Origin of the sequence: Plantactinospora sp. BC1 (genome assembly GCF_003030345.1) — a bacterium.
Taxonomy (GTDB): Bacteria; Actinomycetota; Actinomycetes; order Mycobacteriales; family Micromonosporaceae; genus Plantactinospora.
This window is the reverse complement of the sequence record NZ_CP028158.1, coordinates 2,486,194-2,511,268: the sequence shown is the minus strand read 5'-3', so window position 1 is coordinate 2,511,268 and position 25,075 is coordinate 2,486,194. Positions and strand designations below refer to the sequence as shown.

Sequence of the window (25,075 nt, the reverse complement as noted above, 5' to 3'; positions counted from 1 at the left end):
GTTGCATCGAACGAGGACAATAATGATTAGCTCGGCGGCCCTGTGCCGAGTAGAGGATATTCGGTCCGATTTCTATCGGACGATTGTCCCCGAGATTTGCAGTCCGTCGTCCGTTCTCACGCAGCCGGCCCGGCCGTCACGCATCGCCCGTCTCCCTCTCCACCGCAGTCCGGTGCGGCTTCACCGCCCACGGCACACCCAGCTCCGACAGGAGTGCGCCCTCCGCCGCCGCCCGGCGCAGCGCCGCGTTGACGCCCCGGATCGTCAGTACCCGCTCCGGCCCCGCACCGGTCGCCACCACCCACTCGGCGCCGACCGACGCCGGCTCCGGAGCGGCCGAGATCGCCTGCACCAGGGCGGTGAACGCCGCCGTACGGGACAGCGGCGCGATCAGCGGCACGCCCGCCGGATCCGCCCGGTGCGCCAACAGGTTCTCCAGCAGGTTCACCCGGCCCGACACCTCGCGCGGCCCCGGGTCACCGGGCAGCGTCAACCGGTCCGTGGGGTATTCCAGCACCGCCCGACCGGCCGTACCGTGCACGATCACCTCACCGGCGACGAAGTCCTCACCGGCGAGCGTGACCGCGGCCAGCACCGGCAGGCCGCAGCCGAGGGTCGCCCGCAGCGCGGCGGTGTCGTCCACCTCGATCGGCCGGGTCCGGTAGCGCTCCAGCTCCACCTGCGCCGGCCAGTCCGGCGGCGCGCCGTCGACCGCGCCCGACGGCGAGACCGCGCCGGCCGACACCGCCGACCCGGCCACCGCCAGGCACTGCATCACCGCGTGGGCCAACGGATTGACGAGTACGCCGTCCAGCGCCGGCCGCCCGTCCAGGCTGCGCCGGCCGGCCCACGGGGCACGGGCGTAGTAGCCGTCGGTGCGCTGCCAGGACGCCACCGTGGAGATCCCGGTGACCCGGCCCAGCCGGCCGTCGGCCACCGCCGAGGTCAGCTCGCGCAGCGCCTCGGAGCCGAGCGCCTGGAAACCGATCTGGGCCACCCGGCCGTGCTCGGCCAGCGCGGCGGCGAGCGTGCGGTGCTCGGCCAGCGAGAGCACCGGCGGCTTCTCCAGCAGCAGGTCGGCGCCGGCCCGGATCGCGTCCAGCGCGATCGGCAGGTGGGTGTGCGGCGGGGTGCAGACCACCACCACCTCCGGCCGGGCCGCCGCGAGCATCTCGCGGTGATCGGTGAAGACGCCCGTACCGGGTGGTACCGGCGCGTCCGGCGCCGCCTCCACCGGGCGTACGTCGACCAGCGCGACAAGTTCCAGCTTCCCGGCGTCGTGCAGCGGGGCGATGATCCGGCGGTGCCACATGCCGTGCCCGCTCGCCCCGACCAGTGCCACCCTCGGCGGCGCCCCGAGCCCGGTCATGCCGCACCCGCCAACGTCTTCTCCACCCCGTGCCGGTCCAGTGCGGTGAGCCACTCGACCACGAGGTCGCGTACCTCGTCGTCGGCGGCCAGTTCCGCCGGGAACACCTCGGTCAGCCCGAAGAGCGCCTCCACCGTCCCGGCCGGCGACTGCTTTCCGTCGGCCAGGACCGCCCGGATCCGGTCGGCGAGCGGGTCGTCCAGCGGCAGCGGAGTACCGTCGTCGGCCCGGCCCTGGGCGAAGCGCATCCAGGCCGCCACCACCAGGGCCGCCCACCGGGGCCGGGCCCCGGCCGCGCGCAGGTCCTCGATGGTGTGCAGCACCCGCTGCGGCAGCTTCTGCGAGCCGTCCATGGCGATCTGGATGGTGCGGTGCCGGATCACCGGGTTGGCGAAGCGTTCCAGCACCTCCTCGCCGTAGTCGACCACCGAGACGCCGTCCGGCGGGGTGAAGCTCCTCGCCACGTCCTCGGCGATCAGCCGGCGCAGCACCCCGGCCAGGTGCGGGATCTCCAGCGCCTCGGCGATGGTCTCCCGACCGGCCAGCGCACCGAGATAGGCGGTGGCCGAGTGCACCCCGTTCAGCGCCCGCAGCTTGAGCCGCTCCCACGGGCCGGCGTCGTCGGTGAGTACCGCACCGGCCCGCTCCCAGGCCGGTCGCCCGCCCGGGAACCGGTCCTCGATCACCCACTGCCGGTACGGCTCGGCGGCCACCGCCGCCAGGTCGCTCACCCCGAGCGCCGCCTGCGCGTCGGCCAGGGTCTGCGCGGTGCTCGCCGGCACGATCCGGTCCACCATGGTGCCCGGGAAGCTGACGTTCTCGCGCAGCCAGTCGGCGATCCACTCGGACCGGCCGCCCGCACCCGCACCGACCACCCCGAGCGCCTGGCCGACCAGGCTGTGCAACCGCTCCCCGTTCGACGGCAGGTTGTCGCAGCTGACCAGGGCGATCGGCCCGGCACCGGCGACCGCCCGGGCCAGCAGGCCCCGGACCAGCAGGCCGGGCACCGTCTGCGGCGGCCGGTCGGTGGTCAGGTCGGCGAGCACCGCCTCGTCCGGGCGGAGCCGGCCGGTCGCCGGATCGAGCTGGTACGCCTTCTCGGTCACCGTCAGCGTCACCACCCGGATGGCCGGGTCGGCCAGCAGCGCGACGATCGCCGCCGGGTCGCTGGCCGCGTGCCGGACCTCGGCGAACGCCCCGATCACCCGGGTCTGGTTGCCCGCCCCGGAGGTGCTGGTCACGCTGAACAGGCAGTCCTGGGCGGCGAGCTTGGTCATCATGTCGGTGCTGCGCGGCGCCACCCCGACGATCCCCCAGTCACCACCGGCCGCCGCCACCGCCTCCTCGGTGTAGACCGCCTGGTGGGCCCGGTGGAACGCGCCCAGCCCGAGGTGCACGATCCCGGCCGGTACCGCACCGGGCCGGACCAGCGGGCGGCTCGCCTCCGGCAGCTTGCGCAGTGCGCCGAGGCCCAGCCGCGACGCGCCGACGGTCACGCCCATACCGGGCCGTCCGGGAAGGAGTACTCGGCGATCGAGCCCGGCTTCATCGTCGAGCTGTAACCGGGCTGCTCCGGCAGCAGATAGCGGCCGCCCCGGGTGCGTACCGGGTCGACGAAGTGCTCGTGCAGGTGGTCGACGTACTCGACCATCCGGCCGTCCAGCGAGGTGCCGACCCGCAGATAGTCGAAGATCGCCAGGTGCTGGACGTACTCGCACAGCCCCACGCCGCCGGCGTGCGGGCAGATCGGCACGCCGAACTTCGCCGCCATCAGCATCACCGAGAGCACCTCGTTGACCCCGCCGATCCGGCAGGCGTCGATCTGGCAGACCCCGATCGCCTCGGCCTGCATGAGTTGCTTGAAGATGACCCGGTTCGCCGCCACCTCGCCGGTGGCGACCCGGCAGCGCCCGCCGGAGAGCCCGGTCACCGCCTCGGCGATCCGGGCGTGCCCGAGTACGTCGTCGGCGTGCGTCGGCTCCTCGATCCAGTACGGGTCGAACTCGACCAGCCGGGACATGTTCTCGATCGCCTCGTCGACGTCCCAGACCTGGTTGGCGTCCATCATCAGCAGCGCGTCCGGGCCGATCTCCTCGCGGATGATCCGCGCCCGGCGTACGTCGTCCTCGACCGGGCCGCCGACCTTCATCTTCATCGCCCGCCACCCCTGGGCGTACGCCTCCCGGGTCAGCGCCCGGACCTTGTCGTCCGGATAGCCGAGCCAGCCGACCGAGGTGGTGTAGGAGGGGAAGCCGTCCCGTTCCAGCTCGGCGAGCCGGTCCGCGAGGCCGACCTGTCCCTTGTCCAGGATCGCGGCGGCCTCGGCCGGGTTGATCGCGTCGATGATGTGGTGGAAGTCGACGTTGCGGACGAGTTCCTCGCTCGGCATCTCGACGAGCAGCCGCCACAGCGGCTTCCCCTCCAGCTTGGCCCGCAGGTCCCAGACCGCGTTGACCAGGGCGCCGGTCGCCATGTGGATGACGCCCTTCTCCGGCCCGAGCCAGCGCAGCTGCACGTCGGCGCTGAGCGACCGCCAGAACTCCACCGGCTCCGCGACGATCTCCGCCATCGTCCTGCCGACGACGTGGTGGGCGAGGGCCCGGATGGCGGCGCAGGTCAGCTCGTTGCCCCGGCCGTTGGTGAAGGTGAACCCGGCCCCGAAGGTCCCGTCCGGCGCGTCGGTGCGCAACTCGACGTAGCTGGCCGAGTAGTCGCCCCGGTTGATCGCGTCCGAGCCGTCCCCGGCCGCCGCCGTCGGAAACCGCACGTCGTGCACGTCGACGCCGGTGATGGTCACACTCACTGAGCTTGCCTTTCGTTCGCGACTGCGGGACTCACTCGCTGCGCTCGCTCATTCCTCGCGCTCACCTGTCAGTGCCTCCGAGCTTGAAGACCTTCTTGGGCAGGTGGTAGGCGAGGTCGACGATGGTCTCGGCCGCCTCGTCGGCCGGCAGCCGGTGCTCGGCGACGAGCCGGGCCAGGAAGCCGGCGTCGATCCGCCGGGCCACGTCGTGGCGTACCGGGATGGAGCAGAACGCCCGGGTGTCGTCGACGAACCCGGCGGTGTTGTAGAAGCCGGCGGTCTCGGTGACCGCCTCGCGGAACCGGCGCAGCACCTCCGGCGAGTCCAGGAACCACCAGGGCGCGCCGAGGTAGAGCGCCGCGTAGCCGCCGGCCAGCGGGGCCAGTTCCCGGGTGAAGGTGTACTCGTCCAGCGTGTAGACGACCAGCCGCAGCCGGGGATCGTTGCCGTACGCGTCGAGCAGCGGGGTGAGCGCGTGCAGGTACTCGGTGGCCTGTGGGATGTCGCCGCCGACGTCCCGGCCGTGCTTGGCGTAGAGCCAGCGGTTGTGGTTGCGTACCGAGCCGGGGTGCAGCTGCATCACCAGCCCGTCCTCGATGGACATCCTGGCGAACTCGACCAGCATGTGCGCCCGGAACGCCTCGGCATCCTCCGCGGTGGCCTCGCCGCGCAGCCCGCGCTCGTAGAGGGCGCCCGCCTCCGCCTCGGTCAGCCGCAGGGTCAGCGCGGTCGGGTGGCCGTGGTCGGTGGAGGTCGCCCCGGCGGCGATGAACGCCTCGCGGCGGCTGCGCAGCGCGGCGAGGTAGCCGGGGTACCGGCCGGTGTCCTCGCCGGTGATCTCGCCGAGCCGGGCGACGTTGCCGGCCCAGCCGTCGAACTCCATGTCGACGACGTTGTCCGGCCGGAAGGTGGTGATCACCCGGCCGCCGGGTCCGCCCCAGCCGTCGGCGGCGAGCTTGGCGTGCCGGCCCAGCTCGTCGAGCGGCGACTCGGTGGTGGCCAGTACCTCGATGTTGAAGCGTTCGAAGAGCGCCCGGGGCCGGAACTCCGGCTGGCCGAGCTGCGCGGCGATCGCGTCGTAGATCTCGTCGGCGGTGGCCGGGGAGAGGCGGGTCTCGATTCCGAAAACGTTCCGGAAGGTCTCCTCCAGCCAGAGCCGGCTCGGGGTGCCCCGGAACAGGTGCCAGTGCGCCGCGAACCGGCGCCAGATGGTGCGGCCGTCCGTCTCCACCGGCTCGCCGTCCACCGCCGGTACGCCCAGCTCGGCCGGGGTGACGCCCTGGCTGAGCAGCATCCGGGTCAGGTAGTGGTCCGGCACGATGATCAGCCGTGCCGGGTCCGGGAAGGCGACGTCGTCGGCGAGGATGCCCGGGTCCACGTGCCCGTGCGGCGAGATCAGCGGCCGGTCCCGGACCAGCGCGTACAGCTCGCGGGCGATGGCCCGCTGGCTGGGCTCGGACGGGAAGAGCAGGTCGGGCCGGTCGGACGGTGCGGACACGGGTCGGCTCCTTGCGATCAGGGGATGGTGAGCAGCTCGGCGACGCGGACCGGCTGCCCGGTTTCGAAGGATCGGTTCGCGGCCAGGCCGGTGAGCAGGGCGAGTGCGCCGTCCCGGGCGGTGGCCGCCCGGTCCATCGGGTCGGTGTGGCCGCCGAAGAGCACCGCCGTCATCCGGGCGTCCGCGCCGCCGTGTCCGGTGCGGGTGTAGCCGGAGACGGGTACCTCCCGGGGCTGCTCCCAGAACGGCCGCAGCGTGATCTTCGCCCAGCCCTCCTCCACGGCTGCCTGTACGCCGTGCAGCGCGGCACCCTTCAGCTCGCCGGCCGCCTGCGGGCTGACGAAGTCGCTCTCCACCACCTCGAGTTCGAGCCGTCCCCGGCTGCCGTTGAACATCACCCGGTAGCCCTCCCAGGGTGCGTACGCGGTCAGGTGGTAGGTCATGGTGGCACCACTGTCGTACTGCGCCAGCACCGCCATGTCGTCCTCGATGGTCACCCCGGGCGCGAAGACGTTCTGGTCGCGGTGGTAGCCGTCCTCGGCCTCCGCCTCCAGATAGAGCGCCCGCAGCCGGGGGTGGTCGGCCAGGTGCAGCGCGAACGGGTCGTCCGCGGCGGCCGGCGAGCCGTGCGCCCGGTCGTACGGGCGGGCGTAGCCGTGCCGCTTCCCGGCGACGTCGCCGTAGAAGAAGAGCCGGCCGGCGGCGTAGACCTGCACCGGCCTGGCGTCCAGCCACCAGTTGACCAGGTCGAAGTGGTGACTCGCCTTGTGCACCATCAGCCCGCCGGAGTTGGCCTTGTCCCGGTGCCAGCGCCGGAAGTAGTCGGCACCGTGGCGTACGTCGAGCAGCCACTCGAAGTGCACGGAGCCGATCTCGCCGATGGCGCCCTCGGCGAGCACCTCCCGGACCTTCTCGTGCAATGGGTTGTAGCGATAGTTGAAGGCGACCGAAACTTTCCGGCCGGTTTCCGCAACGGCGGACAGGATCCGCTCGCACCGGGCCACGTCGGTGGTCATCGGCTTCTCGGTGATCACGTCGCAGCCGGCCCGCAGCGCCGCGACGATGTACTCGTCGTGCGTCCGGTCCACCGTGGTCACCAGCACCACGTCGACCCGTTCCTTCTCCAGCATGCTGGAGAATTCGCTGGCCAGGTAGGTCGGCACCGGCTCGAAGTCGAGTTCGGCGAGCCAGCCGTTGTGCGCGTTCATCCGGGCCGGGTTGACGTCGGCGAAGGCGACGAGTTCGGCCGTGTTCGGGTGGTCCAGCACCAGGGCGCGGACGAACATCTCCGCGCGCGCGCCCGTGCCGACCAGGGCGAAACGCTGCCTTCCCGGGGTTACCGTCATCCCAGCTCGCCTCCGTTGGCTGCAAAGGTTTGCAGGAGAAGTAACCACGCAACCCGGGCACCCGTCAACGGCCGGTAGCAAAGCTGCGGCCTATATCCGGATTTGTAACTATGGGAGCACTCCCATAGCTGCGTACCGCAACAAAGCCGTAACCGATCCCCGTTGACACGTGAGCAACCGTTTGCATTAATTGGCCAACCAAGTGACGGCAGACACACCGGCAGCCACAGAGAGGACTCGCGTGCCAGCCACCATTCGAGACGTCGCGCGGGCCTCCGGGGTGCACATCTCCACCGTCTCGCGGACGTTCTCGGCCCCACACCTGGTCAATCCGGAGACCCGGAACCGGGTGCTGGCCTGCGCCGAACACCTCGGCTACCGGCCCAACCGGGCCGCCCGGGCCCTGATCACCGGGCGCACCCACAACATCGGCCTGATCATCGCCGACATCGCCAACCCGTTCTTCCCGCCGCTGATCAAGGCGGCGGAGAGCCAGGCCCGGCAGCGCGACTACCACATCTTCATCGCCGACACCAACGAGGACCCGGCGGCCGAGGAGGACCTGGTGCACGCCCTGGCCAAGCAGGTCGACGGCGTGCTGCTGTGCAGCCCCCGGATGAGCAACAGCCTGATCGAGCAGCTCAGCCGCGAGGTGCCGCTGGTCGTGATCAACCGCCAGGTCACCGGCCTGCCGGCGGTGGTGATGGACGTCGGCCAGGGCGCCCGGCTCGCCGTCGAACACCTGACCGGGCTCGGACACCGCGACCTCGCCCTGCTCGGCGGGCCGCGCGGCTCCTGGACCAACCGGGAGATCCGCCGCTCGGCCACCGCCGCCGCCCGGGCCGCGGACGCCTCGCTGACCGTGCTCGGCCCCAACCCGCCCACCGAGGGCGGCGGCATCGCCATGGCCGAACAGGTACGCCGCAGCGGCGCCACCGCCGTACTCGCCTACAACGACCTGATGGCCATCGGCCTGATGGAAGGGCTGGACTCACTCGGGCTACGGGTGCCCCGGGACATCAGCGTGGTCGGCATCGACGACATCGCGCTGAGCCGCCTCACCCGGCCCAAATTGACGACGGTGGCCACGCCAACCGCGGCCGCCGGCCGGACGGCCGTCGACATGCTCCTGCAACACGACGGTTCCGCCTCCGCTCGCGCCGGTCGCGGCGGTGGACGGACCAGCACCACCGACGACCGTCGCACCACCGCACAGGTAAGCCTGCAGACCGAATTGGTCATCCGCGACTCGACGGGTGTCGGTCCGGCGGCTTCGGCCGACCGGCCCGGAACGGCGGCAGCAGCCGACCGTCCGGGCGCGGCATCTCCTGCTCGCCCGGGCCCGCACGGCCATCCGGTCCCGGGCGACGTGACCGCGGCCACCCCCGAAAGTGTCGCCTCCTAACGCCAAGGAGTGAGCGAAAATGCACCCCGCCACACCCCCGAGGGCAAACGTGCCTGCCGCGCGTAGCCGCCGTACCCTGCACCGTCGAGGCCTGCTCCGGATCACCGCCGCGATGGTCGCCCTTCCCCTCGTGCTCGGCGCCACCGCCTGCGGCGGCGGCGAGGAGGCGAGCACCGACCCCAACGCCAAGGTCGAACTCTCGATCTTCTGGTGGGGTGGGGAGGCGCGCGCCAAGCTCACCGAGGAGGCCCTGGCGCTCTACACCGCCAAGCACCCCAACGTGACGTTCAAGAAGACCTGGCAGGCCAACCAGGGCTACTTCGACAAGCTCGCCACGTTGACCGCCGGCGGCGACGCCCCGGACATCTTCCAGATCGACGACAACTACCTGACCGAGTACGCGTCCCGGAACACCACGCTCGACCTGACGAAGTACAAGGACGAGGGGAAGCTCGACGTCAGCAAGTTCCCGAAGAGCCTCTACGAGTACGGCGTGGTCGACGGCAAGTTCGCCGGGGTCGCGTTCGGGGAGAACACCCAGGGTCTGGTCTACAACAAGTCGCTGTTGCAGAAGCACGGCCTGCCGGAGCCGACCATCGGGATGACCTGGGAGGCGTTCATCGCCTGGGCGGCGAACGCCAGCAAGGTCACCAAGATCCCCGGCACGATGGACCCGAGCGCCGACTACAAGGCGTTCTGGGTCTGGCTGCGCCAGCAGGGCAAGGACCTCTACAAGGGCAAGGAACTCGGCTTCACCGCCGACGACGTGACCAAGTGGTTCGAGCTGTGGAAGGGCGCCCGCGACCAGGGGGCCACCCCGACCCCGGACGTGATCCACGAGGGCAACGCCACCGACATCACCAAGCAGCTCGTGGTGACCGGCAAGGCGGGTACCTCGTTCGTCTGGGCCAACCAGATGCCGGAGCTGAAGAAGAACACCAAGGACGAGCTGGGCGTCGTCTCCTACCCGGGTGACCCGAGCGCGCAGTGGGCCCGGGCCTCGATGTACTTCTCGGTCTTCGGCAAGACCAAGCACCCGGACGTCGCCGTCGACGTGATCAACTTCCTGGCCAACGACCCGGAGGCCGGCAAGATCCTGGGTACCGACCGTGGCCTGCCGTCCAACCTGGACGTCCGCAAGGCGGTCAGCGACTCGGTGACCGACCCGGCGATGAAGCAGTCGATCCAGGTCGAGAACGAACTCGGCGCCAAGTTCGGCCCGTCCCCGCAGGTGCCGCTGAAGGGGCACAGCAAGGTCCGGTCCGAGCTGATCAAGTTCGCCGAGGAGGTCCAGTACGGGCGGCAGACCCCGGCCCAGGCCGCCGCCGCCTACTACGAGGCCGCCAAGGCAGCGATCGCGTAGCGCGGTCACACGTTCGGAGAGGAGTTGGCTCGTGGCGTTGACCACGGCGCCCAACCCGACTCCGCCGGCCAGGGAAACCGTCCGGGCCTCCGCCAAGTCGCGGAGGCCCGGACGGACCCGGCACGGCGAGGGTCTGGCCGGTTACGTCTTCCTGTCGCCCTGGCTGATCGGCCTGATGGCCATCACGGCGATTCCCATGCTGCTGTCGCTCTATCTCAGCTTCACCAACTACGACATCCTGACCGACCTGTCGGACGTCGAGTGGGTGGGGCTGGCGAACTACGAGCGGATGTTCACCGCCGACCCGTCGTACTGGCACGCGGTGCAGGTGACGCTCTCGTTCGGGCTGATCGCCGTACCGCTGAAGCTGGCCGCGGCGCTCGGGGTCGCGCTGCTGCTCAACCGCGCCTGGCGCGGAGTCGGGCTGTTCCGGGGTCTCTTCTATCTGCCGTCGCTGCTCGGCGGCAGCGTGGCGCTGGCGATCGTCTGGGTCAGCATGTTCAACCGGGACGGCGCGTTCAACTCGTTCCTCAGCCTCTTCGGGATCGAGGGCAAGCCCTGGGTCAACGACCCGGAGTGGTCCCTGGAGACCCTGATGGTGCTCGCCATCTGGCAGTTCGGCGCGCCGATGGTGATCTTCCTGGCCGGGCTGAAGCAGGTGCCGACCGAGCTGTACGAGGCGGCGGCGGTCGACGGCGCCAACAAGCTCCGGCAGTTCGTCAACATCACCCTGCCGATGCTCTCCCCGGTGATCTTCTTCAACCTGGTACTGGAGACGATCAACGGGTTCCAGGGCTTCACCGCGGCGTTCGTGCTCAGCAACGGCACCGGCGGACCGGTCGACTCCACCCTGATGTACACGCTGAACCTCTACATCACCGGCTTCACCGAGTTGGAGATGGGCTACGCCTCCGCGATGGCCTGGGTCTTCCTGGTCGCGATCGCCCTGATCACCGTGGTCTTCTTCAGCACCGGCCGGTTCTGGGTGCACTACTCGGACGGAGACGGAAACTGATGGTCGCCCAGACTCCGACCCTGCCCCGCCCCGGCGGCCGGGCGACCGCCCGCCGTCGCCCGGGCGGCGCCGGCCGGCAGGCCGTCCGGCTGCTGATCCTGATCGCAATCCTCGCGGTGGTGCTCTATCCGCTCTTCTGGATGATCGGCACCTCGTTCAAGTCGCAGGAGGAGATCGTCAGCAACATCGGGCTGCTCCCCCGCGAGTTCACCCCGGGCAACTTCACCGACGGCTGGACCAACTTCGACGTCAACTTCGGCCGGTTCTTCTTCAACAGCGCGGTGGTCAGCCTGCTCACCGTTGTCGGCAACGGCATCTCCTGCCTGCTCGCCGCCTACGCCTTCGCGCGGCTGCGGTTCCGGCTGCGCGGGCTCTGGTTCGCCGTCATGATCGGGACACTGCTGCTCCCCGGGCACGTGCTGATCGTGCCGCAGTACATCCTGTTCCAGAAGACCGGGATGGTCGGCGCCGCCTGGCCGTACCTGCCGCTGGTGCTGCCGCAGTTCCTCGCCACCGAGGCGTTCTTCGTCTTCCTGATGGTGCAGTTCATGCGGGGCATTCCGCGCGAACTGGACGAGGCGGCCAAAATCGACGGGGCCAGCTCGTACGGTATCTTCCGGCACGTGATCCTGCCGCTGAGCCGCCCCGCGCTGGTCACCACGGCGATCTTCTCGTTCATCTGGACCTGGAACGACTTCTTCCGGCAACTGGTCTACCTCTCCGACCTAGAGGACTACACCGTGCCGGTGGCGCTGACCCTCTTCATCGACTCGACCAGCCAGAGCGCGGTCGGCCCGATGTTCGCGATGTCGCTGCTCTCGCTGCTGCCGGTCTTCCTCTTCTTCATCGCCTTCCAGCGGATGCTGGTCGAGGGCATCAACACCAGCGGGCTGAAAGGATGAACCGGGAGGGCACGGGTGGAGTGGTGTGGTGGTAGCGCATGCGGGCGCAGGTGACGACGATGGCTGAGAGCCCGCGTCGGGCGCCGGAGAAGGGACCGGCCTGGCCGGAGGAGCCGCTGTCGGCGGCACCCCGACCGGACTGGCGGGAAACCCTGCGTACCGCCAGCGACCTGGCGCTGCTCGGCATCGTCGTCACCATCGCCTCGCTGCCGGTGGTCACCGCGGGCGCCGCGGTCGCCACCGGCAGCGCCGCGCTGCACTCCTCCATCGAGACCGGGAGCTGGCCGGGGGTACGCCCGGTGCTGCGCGACTTCCGCCGGGCCGTACTCCCCGGAATCCTGCCCAGCCTGCTCGCCGGGATCGCCGCCGTCCTGCTCGCGGTGAACCTGCTCGCGCTGACCCGGGGTGTCGTACCGGGCGGCCCGGTGCTGGTCGCGGTCACCGCCGCACTGGCGGCGGCGGCCGGCGGCTTCGCCGGACTGACCGTGGTACGCCTCGGCCAGCGGGGCGGCCAGGGCTGGCGGGACGCGCTCCGGGAGGCGTCCCGGACCGTACGGGACCGCCCGGTGACCCTGCTCGGCACCGCCGGCACGGTCGCGCTGGCGACCCTGCTCTGCGTGCTGATCCTGCCCCCGCTGACCCCGATCCTGGTCGGCTACACCCTCTTCGGCCTGCACGCCACCACCCGCCGACTCAGCCGGGGAACCGCCACCGGTTGACCCCCGCCGACCCCGGCCGGGAACGGGTCAGGACTGCGCGGCGTCGAGCTGCTGGACGGGCGTGAAGCGTACCGGCAGCGACGCCGGACCACGGGTCCACGCCGAGTCGACCGGCGCCACCTCCTCCGCCGGAATCGCCAACCGGACCCCCGGCAGCCGGTGCAGGGCGGTCTCGACGGCGGTACGGACGATCAGCCGGGCCGGAAGCCGAGCCGGGCAGGAGTGCGGACCGGCACCCCAGGAGAGATGCGCCCGGTTGCCGACCTCGCTGAACGTCTCGCCGCCGGTGTGGATCCGGGGATCGGCGTTGGCGGCGGCCAGCCCGAGGATCAGCGCGTCGCCGCGCCGGATCGGCTGCCCGGCCAGCTCGGTGTCCTTCAGCGCGTACCGGGCCGCCACGTTCGTGAAGGGCGGATCCCGCCACAGCACCTCGTCCAGCGCGTCGTCCACGCCGAGCCGGCCGCCCCGGAGGCGCCCGCCGAACCGCTCGTCGGTGAGCATCAGCCGGAGCGTCTGGCTGATCCAGTTGATGGCGTTCTCGTTCGCCCCCACGATCAGCAGCAGGACCGTGTCGTAGATCTCCGCGTCACTGCGCAGGTTCGGATGGCCGGCGAGGAAACTGGTCAGGTCCTTCGTCGGCGCCGCCCGGCGCGCCGCGACCGCCTCGGCGATCAGCCCCACGACCCGCTCCCGGGCGGCCGCCGCGTCACCCTGCCAGGAATACAGCTCCAGCAACCCCCGATAGAGGGCGCGCCCCTGGGCGGCGTCCATGCCGAAGACGTCGGCCATGGCGAGCACCGGGATGACCGCGGCGTAGTCCGCGACCAGGTCCGCCTCGCCCCGGCCGGCGAAGTCGCCGATCACCTCGGTGCAGAGGGCGGCCACGGCACGTCGCATCTGCCGCTGGTCGATCCTGCCGAGCCCACCGTCGATCGGGGCGCGCAGCCGCCGGTGCCGCTCGCCGTCGGTGAAGAAGGCGTTGTCGTACGGTGACATCATCGCCCGGACCTGCGAGTCCGGCGCCAGCCTGTTCTCCTGGTACACCGACCAGTTGGCCGGGTCGGCGGAGAACGCCTGCTCCTGCCGGGCGACCGTCAGGATCTCCTGGTAGCCCAGGACCAGCCAGCCGTTGATCCCCGGTTCGAGTTCGACCGGCGCGACCGGGCCGTACTCCTCCCGCAGCTTCTGGAAGACGTGCCGCGGCTCCGGACACTTCGTCGTGGAGATGAGCGGCGTCAACCCGGTCATGTCGTCGAGGGAGGTGGGAGCGCCCGGCTCCCGGCGGAAGATCGCGGCTGTCACGAGATCACCTTCTGGGGAGCCGGAGTGTTCCGGGCCGGAGTCGAGCCGCCGGCAAGATCGACGGCGTACTCGACGAGAGTCGTCAACGCGTTCAGCACCGAGGCCCGGTCCCGGGCGTCGCAGTCCACGATCGGGGTCTCCGGCAGCAGATCCAACGCGGTACGCAGTTCCTCGGCGCCGTGCCGGACCGTGTCCGGGAAGTGGTTGACCGCCACGACGAACGGCATCTGGGTGCCGATCTCCAACTGGTCGAACACCTCGAAGCTGGCCTCCAGCCGCCCGGGGCGGGTGTCGACCAGCACCAACACGCCGGCCGCACCGGAGGCGAGCCCCTCCCACAGGTCCCAGAAGCGCCGCTGTCCGGGCGTACCGAAGAGGTACAGGGCCAGGGTCTCGTTGAGCGTGATCCGCCCGAAGTCCATCGCCACCGTCGTGGTGCGCTTGCCCTCCAGGCCGGTGAGGTCGTCCACCCCCTCGCTGACCTGGGTCAGGGTCTCCTCGGTCCGGAGCGGGGTGATCTCGCTGACCGAGCCGATCAGCGTGGTCTTGCCGACTCCGAAGCTGCCGACCACGAGGATCTTCACCGACTTGGTCACGCTGCCCGGCAGGTACCCGTCAGAGGGCACGGAGTCCATTCAGCACCTCTTGCAGTAGTTCCCGGGAGGGTTGGGCGGTATCCGGGCTGCCGGCCCGTGCGGTCAGGTGGCCGGAGTCGACCAGGTCGCTCGCGAGCACGCGTACGACGCTCACCGGCAACTCCAGCCGGGCGGCGACCTCGACGAGCGAGAGCAGCCCCCGGCACATCGCCAGCAGGGCGCGCTCCTGACGACCGGCCGAGAGCGGTAGCGACGGCGCCGGATCCGTCGCGATCAGCAGGGTGTCCACGCTGATCGTGTTGCGCGACGGGCGGGCCCGGCCCTTGGTGAGCACGTACGGCCGCAGCGCCGAGTCGCGGTATCCGCGGCTCCGGTCGTCAGGAGAGATCATCCAGGCTCCCCGGTCCGATCAGTCATGTTCCGGCCCCCGGTACCGCTCCGACGCCGTGCCGGGCCGTGGTGGCGAGGTTGCGTTCACCGATCTTGTTGACCTGGGCCTGCATCTGGTGGGCGATGAGTGCCGGGTCGACAGCCGGTTCGGTCACCACAGCCAGGTGCGAGCCGTCACCGGCCCGCCGGACGAAGAGGTAACCGCCGTCGAACTCGATCAGCAGAGAACGAAGGGACCGCCCGCCCGACCCGAACTCCCGACCCACGCTCCGACCCAGCGACTGCAACCCGGAGCAGGCCGCGGCGAGCCGGTCGGCGACGTCCTGCTCGGTGTGCTCGGACCGGACCATCGCCAGACCGTCGGCGGAGAGCACCACCGCGTGCCGGACGTACGGCACCGAGACCACCTCGGCCAGCATCCAGCTCTGGTCTTGCTGCGCGCTCATCGTTCGTCATCCTCCGTGGTAGTCGGCGGTCAGTGGGAGCCCTCCGGACCAGGCCCGGTCCCGGTCTGGCCGCCGGAGAGAAAGGCGCCCATCCAGGAACCGGCCTGCTCCGGCGTCGGCTCCGAAGCCGACACCACCGGCTCCGCCGCCTCCGGGGCGGCCGACACCGCCTCGCCCCGACGCGACCGCCGACGCGGCAGCGTCACACCGGACGCCGGGTCGACGGGCTCCGCCTCGACCGGCCTCGGCCCCGGCTCCGCTGCCGGTTCCGGTGCCACGGCCGGCGCCGCGACCGCGACGGGCGGGCGCATCACGACCGCCTCCGGCGGGTCCACCGTCTCCACGACCTTCGACGGGATCAGCACCACGGCCCGCAGCCCACCGTACGGCGACTCGCTCAGATCCGCCCGGAACCCGTGCCGGCGTACGTAGTGGCCGACGACGGCGAGCCCGGTCTGCGGAATCTCACCCAGCTCGCCCAGCCCGACCGCACGCCGCCCGGAAACCGTCTCCCGGGCCTGCTCCAGCCGGTGGTCGTCCATCCCGATGCCACCGTCGTCGATCTCGATCACCGCACCGCGCTGCACCCGCCGCACCGTCACCGGCACGCTGGTGGCCGGCGGCGACGACTGGGTGGCGTTGGCCAGCAACTCCGCCACCAGGTGGATGACCGGCTCCACCACCTCGGCGGCGACCGCCACGTCCTGGTCACCGGAGACCTCGACCCGCTGGTACGCCAGGATCCGGGCCGAGGCCGCCCGCACCACGTCCACCATGGCCAGTGGCTCCTGCCACTGCTGCCCCGGCCACTCTCCACAGAGCACGGCGAGACTCTGCGCGTGCCGGGCCTGCTGCGCGGCGGCGTGGTCCACCCGCATGCTGGACTCCACCACGTCCGGATCGTGCTGGTGCCGCTCGGCCATCAGTGAGACCTGCTCCTGGATGGAGTGCGCCGCCGTCTGTACCCGTCGGGAGAGCGCCACCACCGCGAGCCGCAACGACTCCTCACGCTCGTCCGACCGCTTCAACGCGCTGGTCGCCTCGGCGAGGATGCCGTCGACCAGGCCGGCCGTCCGGTCGTCCAGCAGCGGGTCGCGCGGGGTGGACGGCACCGGCGACCCGGCCAGCACCGCCGGGAGCCGGACCCGGAGCAGGTGTTCGAGGGCGCGCTCCACCGCCGCCGATCGGGCCTCGTCCCGCTCCCGCCACTGCGTCTCACGCTCCACCAACTGGTGCTGGTGGCTGCGCACCTGACGCTCGAACTCCCGCTCACGCGCGTCGAGCGCGGCCCGGGCGGCCCGCTGCCGGCGCCGGAGCACCGCCAGCAGCACCAGGGTCAGCCCGGCGGCGGCCGCCGCCAGCCCGGTGGCCGCCCACCGCTGCCGGTCGGTGTCGAGCACGGCGGCGCCAACGGCCGCCGCACCAGCCAGGACGGTGAAGAAAAAGGTTGCCAGCCACACCGAGCGGCCCCCGGGCGAGGGACGACCCGACGATTCAAGAGGTGTCATGTTCACCTTCGAGCGGAAGATCCGGGCAGGACGGAGCCCCAAACCGCAGTTCAGGCACGTGGTGGATGAGGATCGTACCCGATCAGAACGGGATGATCGCCCCCCTGAGTGGACAGATCTCGCTGCCCGGGAACACCGACCGTACGGTGGCCGGCGCCACACCGGACGGCGGTCGCCCGCCCGGGATCAGTCGGCGCAGGTCGGAGCCGGGGACCCGGGGGTGGTCATCGCGGCCGGCAGCCGGGTCCGGTCGCTCAGCACCGCACAACTGATCTGCTCGGCGGTGACCTCGGTGGCGATCATCGTGGCCCCGTGCATCAGCGCACGGTTGAGGTTCGCCCCGGTCAGCCGGGCGTCGGTCAGGTCGATGTCGACCAGGTTGGCCCCGACCAGCCGGGTCCGGACCAGCTCCGCTCCGGGCGCGGTCACCGAGCCGAGGTACGCGTCGCTGAGGTTCGCCCCGGTCAGGTCGGCGGCGGTCAGGTTCGTGGCGTCGAGCCGGGCGCCGCGCAGGTCCGCACCGACGAGTACCGCACCGGTCAACCCGGTCCCGTCCAGCGCCGCCCGGACCAGCACGGCACCGGCCAGCGTCGCCCGGTCGAGCATCGCCATGTTGATCCGCGCCTCGGTCAGGTCCGCGCCGTGCAGCCGGGCCTCCCGCAGGCTCGCCCGATCGAGTACGGCACCGCGCAGGTCGGCGTCGTCGAGGTCGACCCGGTCGAGTCGGGCGCCGGTCAGGTCGGCCCCGTCGAGCCGGGCACCGGTCAGCAACGCCCCGGTCAGCCGCGCCCGTACCAGCGACACCCCGGTCAGCACCGCCCCGGTCAGGTCCACCCGGTCACCGGGGCGGTCCCAGCGGACGTCCCGCCGGCCGATCACCGTCAACGCCGCTTGCACGTCCACCCCGGGCCGCCGCCCGGCACCCGCCGGCCGCCCGGCGGAGCCGTCCACCGCACCGGCCACGTCCGCCTGCGACTGTCGACGTACGAAGGTGGCGAGCACCGAGGTGACGGTCGGCTGCTCGATCGGCGCCTCCCGGAGCAGCCCCTCCAAGGCGTGTACGCCGCCCGCGCGTACCACCTCGGACGGGTCGGCGAGCAGCTTGACCGCGGCGGTGAACCGGACGACGGGGTCCGGCCCGGGGTCGCGGCCGGCCGCACGCAGCGCCGCACCGGCCAGCAGCGTCGCCACCGCGCTGAGCACCAGCGCGGGTACCCCGAGAAGCAGGACCGACCGCCGGATCGGCTGGATATTCATGAACGTAGTTTGCCGCCGACGACCGGCCCGGGCCAGCCGGCGACCTCGGGCGGGGTGCCGTGCTATCCGGCGACGAAACGGGCCACCACGAACTCGGAGCGGGCGCCGCAGACGATGACCGAGCTGTTCCAGGAACAGGAGGCGGGGACCACCTGCTTGAGCTGGCCGAGTTCGGTCAGCTCGCCGGATTCGGCGACCACCCCGGCGACGCTGGCGTCCTGGTTGTACGGTGCCGGCGCCTCGGCGAAGACCAGCAGGTTGCCGCCGTCGACCCGGACGGCGAACCCGTCCCGGCTCAGCTTCTCGTCCCCCTCGGCGGAGAAGAGTTTCGCCACCGGGTCGCTGGAATCGAGCCGGACCAGGACACGCTCGCCGATCGGCAGCAGCCCCTGCGCCTGCGGCACCTTCCTCCGCCAGGCGGCCTGCTGGTTGCCGCCCTGGTCGGTCCGGACCGCCACCAGCTCGGTGCTCTCGCCGCTCGACCCGGCGGTTTCCAGCAGGCAGACCTGCTGTTCACCGCAGGGCTCCAGGGCGGTCGGCCGGCGGCTCTTGTCCACCGCGTTGTAGATGGTGGTCGGCGCGCCGAGCGACGCCAGGTCGTACCGGGCCAGCGCGTAGCCGCCGGTCGACGGGGCGACGAAGAGCTGCCCCTCGTACGCCAGTACCTTGTCGTCGGTGTCGGCGGCGGCGGCCCGGGACTTCAGCACCCTGCCGTTCGTCACGTCGACCACCCGGATCGAGTCGTCCGCGCCGATCTGCACGAGTCGCGGCTCGTCACCCGGATTCGGCGGTGTCGCCTCCACGGTCGGTTCGTCGGCACCGCCGAGCTGCCGGGCCGTCCGCACCGGGTAGACGACGGAGTCGCTGTCGTACTCGCCCTTCGGGTTCGGCAGGGTCCATACCCGGCCGCTGCGCGCGTCGACCCCGACCAGCGTGTCGGCGGTCTCGTCCAGCACCACGACGTACTCGTCGAAGAGGAAGATCCCGTCGTCGCCGTTGACCTGCCGGCTCCACAGCTTCGCGCCGTTCGCCGGGTCGAAGGCGATCATGTCACCCGGGGTACCGCTGCCGATGACCTTCGCCTTGACCAGCAGTACGTCCGGCAGCGCCTTGATCCAGTCCCACCGCTCGGCGCCGACCTCCGTGGTGATCCACCGTTCGACCTTCGCCGACTCGGCGGCCAGCACCGCGATGTCCAGCCGCCGGTCGGTCCGCTGGTAGCCGGCGTACGCCCGCTCGCCGGCGGTGGCGGTGAAGAGCGCGGACGGGTTCTCCTCGCGGGTGGCGATCCGGTCGACCTCCCGGAACGAGGCGAAGTCGAGGCCGGGATAGGGATCGCGGGTCAGGTAGAGCAGCGTCGCGACGACCACCCCGACCAACGCCACCAGCGCACCCACGCCGATCCAGACCGCCCGGCGGCGTACCAGGCCGGCCGGCTGACCCGGCCCAACCGGCTGACCCGGCACGAGCGGCTGGCTCGGCGGCACCGGCTGACCCGGCACGCCCGGCCCGCCCGGCGCGGGCGGCTGACCCGGCTGCCCGGAATAGCCGCCGACCGCCGGCGGGGCGGAGACCATCGCCGCCCCGACCTCGTACCCCCGAATCTGCCCCGGGATCTGTCCCGGCACCCCGGCGCTGCCCCGGGCCGCCGCCGGTGCCGTCGTGCCCGGGAGTTCGGCGAGCGCCCCCTCCGCGACCGGCAACTCCGGCTGTTCGAGCACGGTCGGCGCGATGCCGAGTTCGGCGTGCAGCATCCGGGCCACCAGCGGCACCCGGGAGGAGCCGCCGACCAGGAACAGCCCGGCGAGCTGGTCGTCGCCGAGCCGGCAGCCGGCGATCACCGACGCGGCCTCGAAGACACCCCTGCGCAGCAGCGGGGTGACCACGCTCTCCAACTCGTCCCGGGTCAGGTGCAGCGCCTGTTCGACGCCGGGCACCGGTACCGGCGCGGTCGTGGCCCGGGACAACATCTCCTTGGCCCCGCGTACGTCGTCCCAGAACTGCCGGCGGGCGCGCCACTGGCTGGCCGTGGCCGGTCGGCACAGTTGCTCCCAGATCGGCCCGTGCGCGGCCCGGATCACCCCGCCCAGGTGCTCGACCAGTGCCGCGTCGAGGTCGAGCCCGCCGAGGTCGGCGACGCCGCCCGAGCCGACCACCACGAACCGGGCCCGGCCGTTCCCGTCGGTCCCCTCGTTGCGGACCACCGCGATGTCCAGGGTGCCGCCGCCGAAGTCGAAGACCGCCAGCGCGGACCGGACCGGCACCGGCCGGCGCAACACGTCGGCGAAGTAGCGGGCGGCGGCGACCGGCTCGGGCACCAGCAGCGTGCCGCCGGGCGGCCGGGGCGACCCGTCGGTGTCGGCCGTCACCGGCGGCCAGCCGGCCCGGGCGACGGCGGCGGCCAGGGTGTCCCGGCGGCGGGCTCCCCAACTGGCCGGATAGCTGAGTACGGCCGGCGGCAGGAACCCGACCGCCTCCACCGCCGCCCCGGCCACCGCACCGAGTACGCCGGCCAGCAGGTCGACGGTGGCGATCTCGCGGTCACCGAGGAGTACGGCGGCTTCGTCGATCCGTCGCTTCGGGTTCGGCTCGTAGCGGGCCGGGTCGGCCTGGGCAAGTCGCTGGGCGTCCCGCCCGACGTGTGACCGTCCGGCGTCGTCGAGGAAGACGCCGGACGGCAGGATCGGCTGCCCGTCGAAGAGCAGCGGCCTGGTCCGGCCGTCCGGCCAGCGCAGCACCGCGACGGTGTGCGAGGTCCCGAGGTCGACCCCGAGCCCGTACCCTCCGTCCTGACCCGCCATTACCCGACTCCTCCGCAGGGCGAGGGATTACCCGGCCCCGCATGCTACGTCCCGGCCCCCACCCCCGGCCCGCCCGACCCCGCGCGTGATGATCACGCTCTTTCCGGGCACGTGCGGTCCCGGTCCGCACGGAAGCCACTCTGCGCGGGGAGCCGGGCGGGACGCGGAGCGTCAGGCGGCGAGGCGGCGCCGGGAGACCTCGGCGAGGGCGACCGCCGCGGCGACGCTGGCGTTGAGCGACTCGACCTCGGAGACCATCGGGATGCTGACCCGCAGGTCACAGGTGGCGCCGACCAGCCGGGACAGGCCGCGCCCCTCGGAGCCGACCACCACCACCAGCGGGCCGACCGCCACCTCCAGGTCGTAGAGGTCGGTCTCGCCGTCGGCGTCCAGCCCGACCACCATGAACCCCTCCTGCTGGGCGAGCTTGAGCGCCCGGGTCAGGTTGGTGACCTGGCTGACCGGTACCCGGGCCGCCGCGCCGGCACTGGTCCGCCAGGCGGTCGCGGTGATCCCGGCGGCCCGCCGCTCGGGTACGAAGACACCCTGCGCGCCGAAGGCGGCCGCCGAACGGATCACCGCGCCGAGATTGCGCGGGTCGGTGATGCCGTCGAGCGCGACCAGCAGCGGGGAGGGCTGCTCGAGCGCCACCGCGAGCATGTCCTCGTAGGGCTGGTAGGCGAAGGGCGGCACCTGCACGCCGATCCCCTGGTGCAGCACCCCGCCGGTCATCCGGTCCAGCTCGTTGCGGCTGACCTCCAGGATCGCGATGCCCCGGTCGGCGGCGGTCCGGACCGCCTCGTTGACCCGGTCGTCGATGTCGATGCCCTGCGCGACGTAGAGCGCGGTGGCCGGCACCTGCGACCGGAGCGCCTCCACCACCGGGTTCCGGCCGACCAGCAGCTCGGCCGCCTCCCGGCCGGGAGCGGAGCGGCGGCCCGGCGCGACCCGGGGACCCGGGCGCGGGGCCGGCTTGCCACCGGTACGCCCGGCGGTGGCCGCACCCCGACCGGCGCTGACCGACTTGCGGCCGCCCTTCTTCGTACCGGCGCCGCCGGCACCCCAGGTGGTGTCCTTGCTCCCCGGTACGCCGATCTTCGGCGCCCGGCCCTCCTCGGCGGCGGCCCGGCGCTCCTTCGCCTGCTTCCAGGCGGTGCGCTGCGGCAACTGCTCGGTGCCGGAGTAAGCCTTGTGCCAGGGCCGCTCGTCGGCGGGCAGCGTCTTGCCCCGGCCCTTGAGCGCATCCCGGTTCTTGCCTCCGGAGCCCGTGGTGGCGCCCTTCTTGGCGCTGACCCGACGCCCTCTGCGTGGCGAATTTCCGGGCATCAGTCCTGTTCTCCGATCGTCCAACGCGGTCCGTGCGGGGTGTCTTCGACCACCACGCCCGCGTGCTTGAGCTGGTCCCGTACCGAATCGGCGGCGGCCCAGTCCCGGCGGCTGCGGGCCTGTGCCCGCTGCTCCAGGGCCAGCGCCACCAGCGCGTCGACCACGGACCGCAGTTGCCCATCCTGCCCCTCGCTGCGCCAGGCCGCGTCGAGGGGGTCGAGACCGAGCACGTCGAGCATGGCACGGACCACGGCGAGCGCGGCCCTGGTCCCGGCGTCGTCCCCGCCGGCCAGCGCGATCTGGCCGTCCCGGACCGTGTCGTGCAGCACCGCGACCGCGGCCGAGGTGTTGAGGTCGTCGTCCAGGGCGGCGCCGAATCCGGCCGGCAGCTCACCGAGCGCCCCCGCGCCGACCCGTTCCACGGCCCGCCGCACGAAGCCTTCCACCCGGCGGTACGCCACGGCGGACTCGCGCAGCGACTCGTCCGAGTAGTCGATCCGGGACCGGTAGTGCGGGGCGACCAGGTAGTAGCGCAGCTCCACCGGGCGGATCCCGATCGAGGCGACGTGGTCGAGGTCGACCACGTTCCCCAGCGACTTGCTCATCTTGGCCTCGCCGAGGTTGAGCAGGCCGTGGTGCACCCAGTACCGGACGAAGGGCAGGCCGGCGGCGCGGGACTGGGCCTGCTCGTTCTCGTGGTGCGGGAAGGTCAGGTCGAGCCCGCCGCCGTGGATGTCGAACTCGGCGCCGAGATAGCGCCAGCACATCGCCGAGCACTCGATGTGCCAGCCGGGCCGGCCGGGCCCCCACGGCGACGGCCAGGCCGCGTCCGCCGGCTCCTCCGGCTTGGCACCCTTCCAGAGCGCGAAGTCGTTGGCGTCCCGCTTGCCCCGTTCGACGACCTCCTCGGCGATCTGCGTCTGGGTGGCGTCGGGGCGCTGACCGGACAGGTCGCCGTATTCCGGGTACGACCGGACGTCGAAGTAGACGTCTCCGGAACCGTCGTCGGCGACGTAGGCGTGCCCGTCGGCGAGCAACTTCTTGATCAGCTCGTGCATCTCCGGGATGTGCCCGGTCGCCCTCGGCTCGTACGTCGGCGGGAGCACGTTGAGGCTGCGGTAGGCGGCGCCGAGCAGCACCTCGTTGGCGTACGCGATCGACCAGAACGGGCGGCCCTGCTCGACCGCCTTGGTCAGGATCTTGTCGTCGACGTCGGTGACGTTGCGGATGAAGTCCACCTGGAAGCCGCTGCGCAGCAGCCAGCGCCGCAGCACGTCGTAGTTGACGCCGCCCCGGAGGTGGCCGATGTGCGGCGGAGACTGGACGGTGAGGCCACACAGGTAGACCCCCACCTTGCCGGCGTGCTTGGGGACGAAGTCCCGCACCGATCGGGTGGCGGTGTCATAGAGGCGTAGCGTCACCGTACAAGGGTACCGACCGATGCCTGCCGCGGCTCACCCCGCGACCACCGCCGAGAGCGGCACCGCCCAACCCGCCGCCACACGTGCCGCCGCCAACGTGCCCGCCGCCGGTGCGGGTTGTGCCCGGTGCCGTACCGGCCGGTGCCGGCCGTACGCTGCCTGGTGTGGCGAGGGTGGCGGGCGGCGGAGCGGCCGGCCCAGCGAAGGAGCCCCCGGGCCGGGCCGGCGAGACCGCGCAGACCCTGGACCGGGGACTGCGGCTGCTGCACCTGGTCGCCGACGCCTCCGGTGGACTGACCGTGACCGAGGCGGCCGCCCGGCTCGGCGTCGGCCGGGCGGTGGTCTACCGACTCCTCGGCGCGCTCAGCGAGCACGGGTTGGTCCGCCGCGACGCGGGTGGCCGGCTGCGGCTCGGCGCGGGGCTGCTGCACCTGGCCCGGCGGGCCCAGCCGCTGCTCGCCGACGGGGCGCTGCCGGCGCTGCGCCGGCTGGCCGAGCAGACCGGGGCGACCGCGCACCTGACCGTGGTCGACGGTGCCGAGGGGGTGGCGCTGGCGGTGGTCGAGCCGAGCTGGACGTCGTTCCACGTCGCGTACCGGACCGGGGCGCGGCACCCGCTGGGCCGGGGCGCGGCCGGCCGGGCGATCCTGGCCGGGCGGCAGGGCCGGGCCGAACCGGTCGCGACCAGCGGCGAACTCCAGCCCGGCGCGTACGGCGTGGCCGCACCCGTACTCGGGGTCCCCGGCCTGGAGGCCAGCGTCGGCGTGGTCGCCCTGGCCCCGCTGGACATGACCAAGACCGGCCCGCACGTCCGCACCGCCGCCACCGAGATCGCCGCCGCGCTCGCCTGAGGAAGATCACGCAGTTTCCGGAAGAGAGTGGTCCCGGCGGCTCGGGAGGCCACTCGTTCCGCCGACGGTGCCGCTACCAGCGCTCGATCACCGCAGGCAGCTCGGCGAGGGAGCGGATCTCGGCGTCGGGGTGCAGGCCGGGCGGGCGCTGGCGGGCGGTGCGGTTGAGCCAGACCGCGCGCAGCCCGGCCGCCTGGGCCGCCTCGACGTCCTTGCCCGGCGAGTCGCCGACGTGCACCACCGAGGAGGGCGGCACCCCGGCCGCCGCCAGTACCGCGGCGTAGAACGCCGGTGAGGGCTTCTTGGGTACGCCTCCGACGTGCGCGTAGACCTCGAAGGCGAACTCGGCGGCCAGCCCGCACCGGTCCGCCCGGCTGTTGCCGTTGGTGGCGAAGCCGAGCGTGTACGACCGGCGCAGCGCGGCGAGCGCCGGCAGAGTGTCGGCGAAGGGGCGGGTCAGCGCGAACCGCCGGGCGAAATACAGCTCGGCGAGCGGCTCCAGCTCGGCGGTGAGGCCGGCCCGGGCCAGTGACCGGGCCAGCGCGGCCCGGCGGATCCGGGTCACCGGCTCGGTGGCGTGCGCGGCGAAGACGGCGTCCCAGTCCCCCTCGATCTCGGCCAGGGTGACGGCCCGGGCCGCCGGGGTGAGCCGCCGCATCTCGGCCAGTACGGCCACCAGCGCACCGGTCACCGCCGGCCGCAGGTCCAGCAGGGTTTCGTCCGCGTCGAAGACGATCGTGCGCACCCCCACGGGTAC

Annotated in this window: 21 protein-coding genes; 6 read left to right on the top strand and 15 right to left on the bottom strand. The window is 72.3% G+C overall.

Features of this window, described 5'->3' with window-relative positions; genetic code table 11:
• Nucleotides 1–136: 136 nt before the first annotated feature.
• The 5 genes from C6361_RS10610 to C6361_RS10590 all read right to left on the bottom strand — a co-directional run bounded on the left by C6361_RS10610 (nt 137) and on the right by C6361_RS10590 (nt 7,016).
• Complete coding sequence (locus C6361_RS10610) at nt 137–1,369, bottom strand: Gfo/Idh/MocA family protein (RefSeq protein ID WP_107267624.1); 1,233 nt, start codon at nt 1,367–1,369, stop codon at nt 137–139.
• Nucleotides 1,366–2,871, bottom strand: a complete 1,506-nt coding sequence (locus C6361_RS10605) for a mannitol dehydrogenase family protein (RefSeq protein ID WP_107267623.1) — start codon at nt 2,869–2,871, stop codon at nt 1,366–1,368. Before C6361_RS10605 ends, C6361_RS10610 begins: the two co-directional genes overlap by 4 nt.
• Nucleotides 2,862–4,172, bottom strand: coding sequence for an enolase C-terminal domain-like protein (locus C6361_RS10600; RefSeq protein ID WP_107267622.1), 1,311 nt, complete (start codon nt 4,170–4,172; stop codon nt 2,862–2,864). Before C6361_RS10600 ends, C6361_RS10605 begins: the two co-directional genes overlap by 10 nt.
• Before the next feature lie 61 nt (nt 4,173–4,233).
• On the bottom strand, nt 4,234–5,670 hold the full coding sequence (gene uxaC / locus C6361_RS10595) for a glucuronate isomerase (RefSeq protein WP_107267621.1): 1,437 nt from the start codon (nt 5,668–5,670) through the stop codon (nt 4,234–4,236).
• A 17-nt stretch (nt 5,671–5,687) separates the two neighbouring features.
• Nucleotides 5,688–7,016 (bottom strand): Gfo/Idh/MocA family protein, encoded by a 1,329-nt coding sequence (locus tag C6361_RS10590; protein ID WP_107267620.1) that lies wholly within the window; start codon nt 7,014–7,016, stop codon nt 5,688–5,690.
• A gap of 241 nt (nt 7,017–7,257) precedes the next feature.
• Here C6361_RS10590 and C6361_RS10585 point away from each other — a divergent pair, with 241 nt between their 5' ends.
• The 5 genes from C6361_RS10585 to C6361_RS10565 are packed head-to-tail and all read left to right on the top strand — an operon-like array spanning nt 7,258 to nt 12,420.
• On the top strand, nt 7,258–8,421 hold the full coding sequence (locus C6361_RS10585) for a LacI family DNA-binding transcriptional regulator (protein ID WP_107267619.1): 1,164 nt from the start codon (nt 7,258–7,260) through the stop codon (nt 8,419–8,421).
• A 19-nt stretch (nt 8,422–8,440) separates the two neighbouring features.
• Nucleotides 8,441–9,784 carry an ABC transporter substrate-binding protein gene (locus tag C6361_RS10580; protein WP_107257456.1) on the top strand — a complete coding sequence of 448 codons (1,344 nt, stop codon included), beginning with the start codon at nt 8,441–8,443 and terminating at the stop codon, nt 9,782–9,784.
• A gap of 31 nt (nt 9,785–9,815) precedes the next feature.
• Complete coding sequence (locus tag C6361_RS10575) at nt 9,816–10,799, top strand: carbohydrate ABC transporter permease (protein WP_107257455.1); 984 nt, start codon at nt 9,816–9,818, stop codon at nt 10,797–10,799.
• Complete coding sequence (locus C6361_RS10570) at nt 10,799–11,701, top strand: carbohydrate ABC transporter permease (protein ID WP_107257454.1); 903 nt, start codon at nt 10,799–10,801, stop codon at nt 11,699–11,701. The genes C6361_RS10575 and C6361_RS10570 overlap by 1 nt, the downstream gene beginning before the upstream one ends.
• Nucleotides 11,702–11,760: 59 nt before the next feature.
• Nucleotides 11,761–12,420 carry a hypothetical protein gene (locus tag C6361_RS10565; protein ID WP_234359437.1) on the top strand — a complete coding sequence of 220 codons (660 nt, stop codon included), beginning with the start codon at nt 11,761–11,763 and terminating at the stop codon, nt 12,418–12,420.
• 27 nt (nt 12,421–12,447) lie between these two features.
• Here the strand turns inward: C6361_RS10565 and C6361_RS10560 are convergent, their stop codons facing one another.
• The 9 genes from C6361_RS10560 to cysS form a co-directional block, all read right to left on the bottom strand.
• Nucleotides 12,448–13,722, bottom strand: coding sequence for a cytochrome P450 (locus C6361_RS10560; protein ID WP_199853319.1), 1,275 nt, complete (start codon nt 13,720–13,722; stop codon nt 12,448–12,450).
• Nucleotides 13,719–14,357, bottom strand: coding sequence for an ATP/GTP-binding protein (locus tag C6361_RS10555; RefSeq protein ID WP_107267618.1), 639 nt, complete (start codon nt 14,355–14,357; stop codon nt 13,719–13,721). The genes C6361_RS10560 and C6361_RS10555 overlap by 4 nt, the downstream gene beginning before the upstream one ends.
• The gene (locus C6361_RS10550) at nt 14,338–14,709 is read right to left on the bottom strand and encodes a DUF742 domain-containing protein (protein WP_107257451.1); all 372 of its coding nucleotides are present in this window, start codon (nt 14,707–14,709) and stop codon (nt 14,338–14,340) included. The genes C6361_RS10555 and C6361_RS10550 overlap by 20 nt, the downstream gene beginning before the upstream one ends.
• 22 nt (nt 14,710–14,731) lie before the next feature.
• A complete protein-coding gene (locus C6361_RS10545; RefSeq protein ID WP_107257450.1) occupies nt 14,732–15,154 on the bottom strand; it encodes a roadblock/LC7 domain-containing protein in 423 nt (140 codons plus the stop codon).
• A gap of 29 nt (nt 15,155–15,183) precedes the next feature.
• On the bottom strand, nt 15,184–16,614 hold the full coding sequence (locus tag C6361_RS36950; RefSeq protein ID WP_159079278.1) for an ATP-binding protein: 1,431 nt from the start codon (nt 16,612–16,614) through the stop codon (nt 15,184–15,186).
• A 234-nt stretch (nt 16,615–16,848) separates the two neighbouring features.
• The gene (locus C6361_RS10535) at nt 16,849–17,919 is read right to left on the bottom strand and encodes a pentapeptide repeat-containing protein (protein ID WP_107267617.1); all 1,071 of its coding nucleotides are present in this window, start codon (nt 17,917–17,919) and stop codon (nt 16,849–16,851) included.
• Between the two features lie 62 nt (nt 17,920–17,981).
• Entirely contained in the window at nt 17,982–20,720 is a 2,739-nt protein-coding gene (locus C6361_RS10530) for an Hsp70 family protein (protein ID WP_107267616.1), read from the bottom strand.
• A gap of 171 nt (nt 20,721–20,891) precedes the next feature.
• Nucleotides 20,892–22,046, bottom strand: coding sequence for a 23S rRNA (guanosine(2251)-2'-O)-methyltransferase RlmB (gene rlmB, locus C6361_RS10525; RefSeq protein WP_107257447.1), 1,155 nt, complete (start codon nt 22,044–22,046; stop codon nt 20,892–20,894).
• Complete coding sequence (gene cysS, locus C6361_RS10520) at nt 22,046–23,467, bottom strand: cysteine--tRNA ligase (RefSeq protein ID WP_107257446.1); 1,422 nt, start codon at nt 23,465–23,467, stop codon at nt 22,046–22,048. Before cysS ends, rlmB begins: the two co-directional genes overlap by 1 nt.
• 173 nt (nt 23,468–23,640) lie before the next feature.
• Here cysS and C6361_RS10515 point away from each other — a divergent pair, with 173 nt between their 5' ends.
• The gene (locus tag C6361_RS10515) at nt 23,641–24,318 is read left to right on the top strand and encodes an IclR family transcriptional regulator (protein WP_107267615.1); all 678 of its coding nucleotides are present in this window, start codon (nt 23,641–23,643) and stop codon (nt 24,316–24,318) included.
• Nucleotides 24,319–24,391: 73 nt separating this feature from the next.
• Here the strand turns inward: C6361_RS10515 and C6361_RS10510 are convergent, their stop codons facing one another.
• Nucleotides 24,392–25,069 carry an HAD family hydrolase gene (locus C6361_RS10510; protein ID WP_107267614.1) on the bottom strand — a complete coding sequence of 226 codons (678 nt, stop codon included), beginning with the start codon at nt 25,067–25,069 and terminating at the stop codon, nt 24,392–24,394.
• Between the last annotated feature and the right edge of the window lie 6 nt (nt 25,070–25,075).

What these genes read in the sequence shown, in the direction of transcription:
- C6361_RS10610 (WP_107267624.1), bottom strand. Translation starts at nt 1,369, where the DNA reads ATGACCGGGCTCGGGGCGCCGCCGAGGGTGGCACTGGTCGGGGCGAGC.
- C6361_RS10605 (WP_107267623.1), bottom strand. Translation starts at nt 2,871, where the DNA reads ATGGGCGTGACCGTCGGCGCGTCGCGGCTGGGCCTCGGCGCACTGCGC.
- C6361_RS10590 (WP_107267620.1), bottom strand. Translation starts at nt 7,016, where the DNA reads ATGACGGTAACCCCGGGAAGGCAGCGTTTCGCCCTGGTCGGCACGGGC.
- C6361_RS10580 (WP_107257456.1), top strand. Translation starts at nt 8,441, where the DNA reads ATGCACCCCGCCACACCCCCGAGGGCAAACGTGCCTGCCGCGCGTAGC.
- C6361_RS10570 (WP_107257454.1), top strand. Translation starts at nt 10,799, where the DNA reads ATGGTCGCCCAGACTCCGACCCTGCCCCGCCCCGGCGGCCGGGCGACC.
- C6361_RS10565 (WP_234359437.1), top strand. Translation starts at nt 11,761, where the DNA reads ATGGCTGAGAGCCCGCGTCGGGCGCCGGAGAAGGGACCGGCCTGGCCG.
- C6361_RS10555 (WP_107267618.1), bottom strand. Translation starts at nt 14,357, where the DNA reads ATGGACTCCGTGCCCTCTGACGGGTACCTGCCGGGCAGCGTGACCAAG.
- C6361_RS10550 (WP_107257451.1), bottom strand. Translation starts at nt 14,709, where the DNA reads ATGATCTCTCCTGACGACCGGAGCCGCGGATACCGCGACTCGGCGCTG.
- C6361_RS10545 (WP_107257450.1), bottom strand. Translation starts at nt 15,154, where the DNA reads ATGAGCGCGCAGCAAGACCAGAGCTGGATGCTGGCCGAGGTGGTCTCG.
- C6361_RS10535 (WP_107267617.1), bottom strand. Translation starts at nt 17,919, where the DNA reads ATGAATATCCAGCCGATCCGGCGGTCGGTCCTGCTTCTCGGGGTACCC.
- C6361_RS10530 (WP_107267616.1), bottom strand. Translation starts at nt 20,720, where the DNA reads ATGGCGGGTCAGGACGGAGGGTACGGGCTCGGGGTCGACCTCGGGACC.
- rlmB (WP_107257447.1), bottom strand. Translation starts at nt 22,046, where the DNA reads ATGCCCGGAAATTCGCCACGCAGAGGGCGTCGGGTCAGCGCCAAGAAG.